The sequence below is a fragment of the Nevskia soli DSM 19509 genome (genome assembly GCF_000711955.1).
Classification (GTDB): domain Bacteria; phylum Pseudomonadota; class Gammaproteobacteria; order Nevskiales; family Nevskiaceae; genus Nevskia; species Nevskia soli.
The window spans coordinates 24983-33894 of record NZ_JONR01000047.1; the positions used below are offsets into that span (position 1 = coordinate 24983).

At 65.0% G+C, this 8912-nt stretch carries 8 protein-coding genes; 4 read left to right on the forward strand and 4 right to left on the reverse strand.

Annotated features, from left to right (window positions below):
- Positions 1-129: 129 nt before the first annotated feature.
- Both BP26_RS0119805 and BP26_RS0119810 read left to right on the forward strand, forming a co-directional pair.
- Positions 130-1575, forward strand: a complete 1446-nt coding sequence (locus BP26_RS0119805; protein ID WP_051749202.1) for a nicotinate phosphoribosyltransferase — start codon at positions 130-132, stop codon at positions 1573-1575.
- A gap of 19 nt (positions 1576-1594) precedes the next feature.
- Complete coding sequence (locus BP26_RS0119810; protein WP_029922298.1) at positions 1595-2221, forward strand: DUF2971 domain-containing protein; 627 nt, start codon at positions 1595-1597, stop codon at positions 2219-2221.
- A 32-nt stretch (positions 2222-2253) separates the two neighbouring features.
- Here BP26_RS0119810 and BP26_RS0119815 read toward each other — a convergent pair whose 3' ends face one another.
- From BP26_RS0119815 to BP26_RS0119825, 3 genes are all read right to left on the reverse strand, one after another.
- A complete protein-coding gene (locus tag BP26_RS0119815; protein WP_157572658.1) occupies positions 2254-4059 on the reverse strand; it encodes a hypothetical protein in 1806 nt (601 codons plus the stop codon).
- A 219-nt stretch (positions 4060-4278) separates the two neighbouring features.
- Positions 4279-4563: an HU family DNA-binding protein gene (locus tag BP26_RS0119820; RefSeq protein WP_029922300.1), complete on the reverse strand. Its 285-nt coding sequence runs from the start codon at positions 4561-4563 to the stop codon at positions 4279-4281.
- Between the two features lie 112 nt (positions 4564-4675).
- Positions 4676-5233: a hypothetical protein gene (locus BP26_RS0119825; RefSeq protein WP_029922301.1), complete on the reverse strand. Its 558-nt coding sequence runs from the start codon at positions 5231-5233 to the stop codon at positions 4676-4678.
- A gap of 296 nt (positions 5234-5529) precedes the next feature.
- Between BP26_RS0119825 and BP26_RS0119830 the strand changes: the two genes are divergently transcribed.
- Together BP26_RS0119830 and BP26_RS0119835 are read left to right on the forward strand one after the other, a co-directional pair.
- Positions 5530-6408: a metal-dependent hydrolase gene (locus BP26_RS0119830; RefSeq protein ID WP_029922302.1), complete on the forward strand. Its 879-nt coding sequence runs from the start codon at positions 5530-5532 to the stop codon at positions 6406-6408.
- Between the two features lie 96 nt (positions 6409-6504).
- Positions 6505-7275 (forward strand): SDR family oxidoreductase, encoded by a 771-nt coding sequence (locus tag BP26_RS0119835; protein ID WP_029922303.1) that lies wholly within the window; start codon positions 6505-6507, stop codon positions 7273-7275.
- Between the two features lie 43 nt (positions 7276-7318).
- On the opposite strand, the gene BP26_RS0119840 is transcribed toward BP26_RS0119835, so the two are convergent.
- Complete coding sequence (locus tag BP26_RS0119840; RefSeq protein WP_036517461.1) at positions 7319-8665, reverse strand: DUF1329 domain-containing protein; 1347 nt, start codon at positions 8663-8665, stop codon at positions 7319-7321.
- Between the last annotated feature and the right edge of the window lie 247 nt (positions 8666-8912).

An 8912-nucleotide genomic window follows, 5' to 3' on the forward strand; every position in this document is an offset into this window, starting at 1 on the left:
CATAATTATCGGTGCCCTCAGCGCCGAGTGTAGCGAAGGACGATGTACATCACCTGCCCCGGGACGGAACAGGACCGGAACGCCCCTGCCCCTTTACAATCCAAGTTGCAGGAGCCCACAAGGACGGTCATGGATAGCCCACGGCACAATCTCATCCTGAATACCGACAGCTACAAGCTGACGCATTACCTGCAATATCCGCCGGAGACCCGGCGCATCTCCAGTTATATCGAGAGTCGCGGCGGCGCCTTTCACGATGTGCTGTTCTTCGGCCTTCAGGCCTTCCTCAAGGAGCACCTCGGCCAACCCATCATCCGTGCCGACATCGACGAAGCCGAGGAAGTCGCCATGGCGCACCTTGGCTTCTTCAACCGCAAGGGTTGGGAGCATATCGTCGACCGCCACGGCGGCTACCTGCCGGTGGAGATCCAGGCGCTGCCCGAAGGCACGGTGGCGCCCGGCCTGGTGCCGGTGGTACAGGTGATGAACACGGACCCCGAGTGCTTCTGGGTACCGAGCTACCTGGAGACCGCGCTGCTGCGCGCGGTGTGGTATCCGAGCACGGTGGCCAGCCTGTCCTTTGCCTGCAAGAAGGTGCTGCGGCATTACCTGGAGGAAACGGCGGACACGCTCGACGGCCTCGACTTCCAGCTGCACGACTTCGGCGCGCGCGGCGCCACCGGCGAGGAGGCCGCCGGGCTGGGCGGCGCCGGGCACCTGCTCAACTTCCACGGCACCGATACCCTGGCGGCGCTGATGACTGCGCGCCGCTACTACCATGAGCCGATGGCGGCTTTCAGCATTCCCGCCTCCGAGCACAGCACCATGACCAGTTGGGGCCGCAGCGGCGAGCGCGACGCCTGCCGCAACATGATCCGGCAGTTCTCCGGGCCGCAGAAGGTGCTCGCCTTCGTCATCGACAGCTACGATGTATGGAACGCGCTCGACCATATCGTCGGCGAGGACCTGCACCGTGAAGTGGTGGAGAACGGCGGCCGCATCGTGGTGCGCCCGGACAGCGGCGACCCGGTGGCGGTGGTGCCGCGCGTGATCGAACACCTGATGCGCCGCTTCGGCCATACCCAGAACGGCAAGGGCTACCGCGTGCTGCCGCCGTATATCCGCATGATCCAGGGCGACGGCGTGGACCTGAACACGTTGCCGCGCATCCTGGAAGTGCTGAAGATGCGCGCCATCAGCACGGAGAACCTGGCCTTCGGCATGGGCGGCGGCCTGCTGCAGAAGGTCGACCGCGACACGCTGAAGTGGGCGATGAAGGCGAGCTGGGGCGAGATCGGCGACGGCGTGCGGGACATCTACAAGGACCCGGTCACCGACCCGGGCAAGCGCAGCAAGGCCGGGCGCTACGCGGTGGTGCGCGAGGGCGACAGCTACGCCGCGGTGCGTGAGGAAGCGCTGGACGGGCGCGACAACCTGCTGCGCCCGGTCTACCGCGACGGCAAGCTGCTGGTGGACGACAGCTTCGCGCAGCTGCGCGGCAGGACGGCGGAGCATTTCGAAACGGCTTACCGGCGCGATGTCGCCGCGCTCGACGAGCGGCAGCGCAGTGCCTGAGCGCACCGGGAGAAGGGCCATGAACGCAAGCTACCTGCGGCGCTACACCGAGCTGCCGGCACTGATCTACATGCTGAGCGAGCGCAGGATCACGCTGCTCGATCCGGCTTCCTGGGACGACAGCAACGACTCCCATTACCTGGAACTGTACCGGGATAAGAAAAAGTTGAAGTCGGTACTCGCACTGTGCTTCACCCAGGCCGACGAGACCTATCACCACTGGCGCGTGTTCGCGGGCGGCTCCGGCGGGGTGTGCGTGCGCTTCAAGCGGGCGCCGTTCCTCGCGGCGATGAAGCGGCAGTCCGGTCTGAAGGCGAGCGCCGTGAATTACCTGACCATGGAAGATATCCGCGGCCACAAGATCGCCGTCAGGGATCTGCCGTTCCTGAAGCGCTATGCGTTCCAGCACGAGAACGAATTCCGGCTGGTGTACGAGTCGAAGAGCGACAGCGTGCCGAAGCTGGACATCGAACTGCCGCTGAGCTGCATTGGCCGCATCACGCTCAGCCCCTGGGTACATCCGGCGCTGTCCGCGCACGTCAAGCAGCTGCTGCGCAGCATCGACGGCTGCGCCAAGCTCGAAATCGTCCGCTCGACCCTGATCAGCAATGCGGAGTGGAAGAAGCTTGGCGAGACGGCAAGCTGAGCCGGGCCGTCAGGCCAGGACGCCGTCGAGGGCTATCTGCCGCCGGGTGACTTGCCCAGCGCGAGCCAGCGCATCGCGGCGCCGGCCTCGGTGGGACGCATGGCGTGGATCTGGCGGAAGGTGCTTTGCGCCATGTCGCAGATCATCGCATCGCTGATGCGCCCTTCGCGGCGCGCGGTCGCCACGTCGAAGACGACCGGACCGTACTTCAGATCGGCGGCGTGCATGGCCCGCGCCAGCAGATCGGCGCCGTCCTCGTCGCTGGGCGGCGGCCGTGGATCCTGCGCGGCGGCATGCAGCATGGCGCCCATCTGCTTGAGGAAGGTGCGCCGCTGCGCCGGCGTGAAGCCCTGGTTCACGGCCATGGGGTTGGTGCCGGTCCAGATCGAATAGCACAGCTGCGGCGCGCGTGTGCCGAACTCCCCCAGCAGATCGGCCAGCATGGCGGCGCGCTCGGCCTGGGCGGAATCGCCGGCGCGTTGCAGGGCGAGTTGTTCGTCGGCGTCGAGCGCGTGCTGGGTCACGGCGCCGATCTGGCCTTCCATCGCATCCTGCGCCAGCAGGGTGGCGACATCCTGACGCAGGCGTTGCAGGTGCGCCGGCGCGAATTCCCGCAGGCCTTGCGCCAGGGGCGCGAATTCCTCGCCGCCGAAGTACTTGTCCACTTCGGCGAGGAAGTAATCCTGCTCCTGCAGGTCACGGCCTTCGAAACGCACGCGGTCGATGACGTGGTTGTGCAGCAGTTGCGCCACGTCCGGCCACCACAGGGTACCGGGCGGCGTGCCGATGGCCTTGTCGATGAAGCTGCGCGGGATGCCGCGCGCGGCGAAGACTTCCTCGAAGCTGTCGTTGGCGCGATCGCTCTCGGCCCAGCTGAACTGGTTCGACTCGGAATGAAAGCCGAGCGCGGCATCGGATTCGAGCACGCGCATCGGCACGCTTTCGAACGCCAGGGTGCAGGCGCTGGCGCAACGCCGCCGTGCCACCACGGTTTGGATATGCGCCTCACGCAGCACACGCGCGACGCCGCGGCCGGCCACCATCCAGCCGCCGGCGCTGTCGAATACCACGGTATCCACCTGCGGGTGACGCTTCAGGGCCGCTTGCAGGCTGGCGGGCGCGGCGTAACCGAAAGTCCCCTTGTAGACCAGGGCGCGGCCGTCGTTCTCGATGCCGATGGCGAACTGCCCGTAAGGATCGGCATGGCTGGCGATGCCGACCAGGGCTTTCAGCGGGCGGTAGTTGCTCGACAGCAGGAACAGCAGCAGCAGCCCCATGAACGCCACCGCGACGCGCGGCAGGCCATGTTCGGCGAGCCCTTTGCGGTCTTCGCTGGCCGCCCACAGCCACAGGCTGCCGGCGACATACCAGATGGGCATGAGCAGGGTGATCGCCGCCAGGGCCAGCCACCAGGGGCGCGGATCGATATCGTCGCGCACGCTGAAGATGACCCAGTAGAAGGCCATGACCAGCGCCAGCAGCGGAATCACATAGAGCAGCAGGAAGTGCAGATGGAAACGACTGACTTCGTCGTCCGTATCGGCAAGGGCGGTTCGCCTGGATTCGGTGGCTATCGACGGCTGCGGCCGCAGCGGAGCGATATTGGATGATGACAGCGGCTCCGCAGACGATTGCGGCACCGCGTCGGATGCAGGCTCGAGCTGCGCCGCCAGGGCTTCGCGCAACGGCATCCACGTACTGCTGCCTACCCGCTGTACCAGCGCGGCGTCCGGCAGCGAGCCGCGGCTGTGCAGCAGCACGATCAGCGACCACGGATAAGGACCGAGCGTGCGGCCCGCATGCCGGAAACGCCATTGCGTGGTCACGGTCTCTTTCATGGTTCCCCCACACGGCTAGTTTAACCGTGCCCGGAGCGCAGAACCTTACATCCTGGGACCAGGAAGCTGTCCGAAAAAAGAATGGCGCCGCCTTGCCTGACGTACAACGCAGACGGAATTCACACGGATCAGTCCAGGCCCGCGCCATGAGGATCGGCGGGCTGGGGCCAATGCGCGCCACCCCGCGTCGCTAGGACGGCGGGGCGTGCGCGCCGGAGTTTACTTGGCGCCGGGGTTGAGCGTGCCGCTCAGCTGGGAAGACGCGGAAAACTTCACCACTTTGCGCTCGGCGATCTGGATGGTCTCGCCGGTGCGCGGATTGCGTCCGCTGCGTGCCTTGCGCACGCCGACCGACAGGGAACCCAGTCCCGGCAGGCTCACGCGATCTCCGGCCAGCAGAGCCTGCGTAATCTGCTTGGTCAATACATGCACCACTTCATGCGCCTGCACCTTGCTGATCGAAAGCTGCTCGCTCAGATGGTCCGTCAATTGCTCCAAGGTCATTGTTACATCTCCTTAGTTATCTTTAGAAGCACGCCGGCATACTGCCCGCGTGTGCATTGTAATCCGACCCGCGAGTCGCCGCGCAGGCCGTTTACAGACCCTCCGCGGGGAACTAAGTTCTGGCGAACATCTCCAAGGCTGACCAGAGCAGTGCGCGCATCGCTTCGTTTTTCGCGCGCGACTCGGTCTCGACCTTGACCGTTTCGAGCACCATGCCTACCGCCAGTCGCGCGCGCTCCATCGCATGCGGACAGCGCAAGGTGCTGAATTCGATCTGAATCATCAGCAGTACCGCGTGATTGCGGCGGCGCAGCTCTTCCAGCATCGAGGGGAAGCGCTGCCGGGCGCGGCGACACCAGCCGTGCACCGCGGCGTGCTCGACGGAATAGTCCAGGTAACTGGTCCAGGCCGTGCGGATCCGTTCAAGTCCGGGCTGCATGGTACCGGCACGGCCGAGCACATTGTTCAGACGTCCTTCGAAGAACTGCAACTGCAACAACGCGCAGTAACCTTCGACGCCGCCGAATTCATCGGTGAAATCTTCTTCGGAGACGCCCACTTCGCGCGCGATCTGCGACGCGGTCACCGACAGGACATCGAGACGGTCGGCCAGCATGGGTGCAGCCGCGAGCAGCAGGCTGCGACGATCGGTGTGAAGTTCGGCTGTCATGTGTGTGCCCCTGATTTTCGGAAACGCTTTTATGGCTTCTGTTCAGGGTGTCATATTCCTGCGTGCGGAACGTCGCCAACGGCAAGCCGAATTTGATCCGCGTCACGTTTCACGCTGGATAAGATGCCAGGTTCTCCGCTTTACGGTCCGGCAGGGGTGCATTTCCCCGGCATTTGTCGCAAAATGTTCCCTCCGGTCGTGGGCGGTCATAGTGGCTTCCCTGCCCGCCCTCTAAAGTCGCATAAAGTCGCAACACGGCATCAATGTCAAAGTCGCGTCTACCAGGGACCACGCCTATGCAGCAGACCGGGCAACAGCATGCCATCGTACCGCGCGAAAAACTCGACTTCGGACTCGACGGCGACATTCCAAAATACTGGTTCGCTGGCGATCCGTTCAAGACGCGCTTCTTCGACGCCCTCTCGACCTTGTTCCCGGAAGGCGAGAAATTCTTCATCGTCTGCGTGCGCGATTTCAGCGCAGGCATCACCGATCCGCAACTGGCGCAGGAGGTGCGGGATTTCACGCGCCAGGAAGGCCAGCACGGCATGGTGCATACGCGCTTCAACACGCGCCTGGAAGAACAAGGCATCAAGGTGCAGCGCCTGATGGAGCGGCAGAAGGACGTCATGTTCGGCGTGTTCCGCCGCCTCTTCTCGCGCCGCTACACCCTGGCGCTGACCGCCGCCTCCGAGCACATGACCGCGGTGATGGCGCACAGCTTCTTCGAGCGCCGGGAGATTCTGCAGGACACCGATCCGCGCATCCGCGCCATGTATGCATGGCATGCGATCGAGGAGATCGAACACAAGGCGGTGGCGTTCGACGTGATGCAGAAAGTGGCGAAGGTGGGCTACTTCACCCGCATCCTGGCCATGCTGCATGTGTCCTGGGGCATGCCGCTGCACACCTTCATCATCATGGCCCACATGTTCCGCGTCGACGGCTTCAGCTTAGGCCGGCGCGCCGGAATCTGGCTGCGCGGCCTGTGGTGGCTGTACAAGCCCGGCGGTCTCTACGCGCCGGTACTGGGCCATTACTTCGCCTACTACAAGCCGGGCTACCATCCCTGGAAGGCCGGGCAGATGCGCACCTACAGCAGCTGGACCGATACCTTCGAGCGCACCGGCGATCCGATCGCAGCGGGCAATGCCCTGCACGCCGCCGGCATCTGAAACCGTTTTTTCACAAAGCGTTTCATGAAATCATCATGAGCCCGGCGCATGCCGGGCTTATCATCGTCGTCCCGACCCCAGGCCCAGGCGCATCCCATGAGCAACAGCAAGACCGCATTCCTCACCGGCGCCAGTTCCGGCATCGGCCTGGCGCTGGCCCCGGAACTCGCCGCGCGCGGCTATGACCTGGTGCTGGCGGCGCGCCGCAGCGACAGCCTGGAGCAGGTGAAGCGCGGCATCGCCGAGCGCTACCGGCAGCGGCGGGTGGACGTCCGCGCGCTCGACGTGACGCGCTATGACGACGTGCAGAGCGCCATCGCCGCGAGCGCGGCCGAGCACGGCGGCCTGGACCTGGTCATCGCCAACGCCGGCATCGGCAGCACCAACCCGGTGGGCCACGGCAACTTTGCCGCGGACCGCGCGGTGATCGAAACCAATGTGCTGGGCGCGATGGCGACCATCGACGCCGCGGTGGCCCTGTTCCGCCAGCAGAATCGCGGCCAGATCGTGGTGATCTCCTCGGTGGCGGCATTCCGCGGCCTGCCCGGAGCCGCCTCGTACAGCGCCTCCAAGGCCGCCATCGCGGTGTACGCCGATGCGGTGCGCGGCGAGCTGCACGGCACGCCGATCCGCGTCACCACCCTGTTCCCCGGCTATATCGATACGCCGATCAACCAGGACATGAAGAGCCGGCCTTTCCTGGTCAGCGCGGACAAGGGCGCCCGCATCATCGCCGACCTGATCCAGCGCGGCGTGCAGACCTCGACCGTGCCGGTCTATCCCTGGAACATCGTGGGCAGCCTGTTGCGCGTGCTGCCGACCGGATTGCTGGCGAAGTCGGCGAAGGGTGCGATGCCGGGCGGCTGAGAATAGGGAATCGCAATAAACCGTTGCCCCGATTCCCGAAGCCTTACTTGTTGGTCAGCTTCTGCACCGCGCCCGGCGTGAACTCGTCGTCCGAGGGTGTCACCGCGAGATCGTAGGGCTGGTCCTCGTTGAAGGCGGCCGTGACGATGTAGCGGCCCGAGGCGAGGTCGTAGATCACTTCCGGCACGGTGGTGGCGGCCTGCACGCTGGGCGTGGTCACCAGGTGGCCTTCCTGGAACTTGTAGAGCTGGTCCTTGTTGTCGTAGCAGTCCACCGCCTCGACGTTCCAGCTGTCCTCGTCGACGTAGAAACGGCGCAGCTTGAAGGTGTGGTTGGCCGAGGGCTTCACCGTGGCTTCCACCACCCAGTAGCGGTGCAGCTCGTAGCGCGGCAGCTCCTGGTTGATGTGATGCGGGCGGATCAGGTCGCGGAACTTCACCGTGTTGCCGGCGATGCGGTTGGAGTTGTACGGCAGGTAGAACTCCTTCTTGCCGACCAGCTTCCAGTTGTAGCGGTCGAGGGCGCCGTTGAACATATCGACCTGATCGTAGAACTGGTTGCCGTCGGTGCCCTCGTAGGGGTTGTCGTACTGCACCGTTGGCGCGCGGCGCAGGCGCTTCAGGCCCGGCGTGTAGAGCCAGGCGGCGCGGCCGCTGTCGCCGAGGCCGGCCTTGTCCTGCAACAGGATGAAGGTGCCGGCCAGGCGCGCCGGCGACAGGGTTTGCGACAGGTAGCGCAGGAATTCGCCCTCGCCGTTCTTCAGCGTCACCGGGTTTTTCGTGGTGGCGTAGTAGAACTTCACCTTCTCGAGGATCTTGGTCTGCTGGTAGCTGCCGTCCGGCTGCGCGATGAACTGGTTGTTGAAGCGCACCACCGCCTCGCCGCGCCATTTCAGCTTGTGATTCCAGATCACCTCGGCGCCGGACTTGGGCTGCGGGAAGGGGAAGCCCTGCTTGCAGCCGTCCGGCTCGTCGCTGCCGAGCAGCTTGCAGCCGGCGGCGTTGGCCGCGGTGGCCTTGTAGATGAAATCCGGGTAGGAAACGGTGCGATGCGTCGGATAGACGTTGAGCTTGTAGTCGGGAAAGCGCCGCAGCAGTTCCTTGTGCCCCTCGCTGAGGTGATCGGCGTATCTGGAATAGTTGTCGTGGGTGATGACGAACAGGGGCTTGTCGCCGTCGATCTGCGCGTCGTGCGGGAATTCGCCGCTGAGCTTGCCGGAGCGCGCGTGGCCGCCGGTCCAGGCCGGGATGGTGCCGTCCTTGTTGGCGCCCTGTTCGGCGCCGACCGGGGTCAGGCCGGGAGCCAGGCCAGGACCCGGGGCGGCAGACAGGTCATCGGCGGCGGCCAGGGCCGGCAGCAGCGCCAGAAGCGCGAGAACGATCGAACGCATGTGCATACAGTCCCTGGGCAGTAAAGCAGCCTGATTTGATTGATGAAGTCGCAAGGGGGATGCCATGGCGGCCCGGCAGCCCACGCCCGTCGGCGCTTCATCGGTGCGTAGTTTACCGGTACGGCCCGTCGTTCCCCTGTAGTAGGAATCATCTAAGAGCCTGTAACAGAATGAATCGCGCCTGCGACGGCGGTCATTTTTGCGCAGTGCAAGTCGGACAGAGTGCGGCATGGTGACTCCATGGTGC

What these genes read in the sequence shown, in the direction of transcription:
- BP26_RS0119830 (WP_029922302.1), top strand. Translation starts at nt 5,530, where the DNA reads ATGCAGCAGACCGGGCAACAGCATGCCATCGTACCGCGCGAAAAACTC.
- BP26_RS0119810 (WP_029922298.1), top strand. Translation starts at nt 1,595, where the DNA reads ATGAACGCAAGCTACCTGCGGCGCTACACCGAGCTGCCGGCACTGATC.
- BP26_RS0119815 (WP_157572658.1), bottom strand. Translation starts at nt 4,059, where the DNA reads ATGAAAGAGACCGTGACCACGCAATGGCGTTTCCGGCATGCGGGCCGC.
- BP26_RS0119805 (WP_051749202.1), top strand. Translation starts at nt 130, where the DNA reads ATGGATAGCCCACGGCACAATCTCATCCTGAATACCGACAGCTACAAG.
- BP26_RS0119835 (WP_029922303.1), top strand. Translation starts at nt 6,505, where the DNA reads ATGAGCAACAGCAAGACCGCATTCCTCACCGGCGCCAGTTCCGGCATC.
- BP26_RS0119840 (WP_036517461.1), bottom strand. Translation starts at nt 8,665, where the DNA reads ATGCGTTCGATCGTTCTCGCGCTTCTGGCGCTGCTGCCGGCCCTGGCC.
- BP26_RS0119820 (WP_029922300.1), bottom strand. Translation starts at nt 4,563, where the DNA reads ATGACCTTGGAGCAATTGACGGACCATCTGAGCGAGCAGCTTTCGATC.
- BP26_RS0119825 (WP_029922301.1), bottom strand. Translation starts at nt 5,233, where the DNA reads ATGACAGCCGAACTTCACACCGATCGTCGCAGCCTGCTGCTCGCGGCT.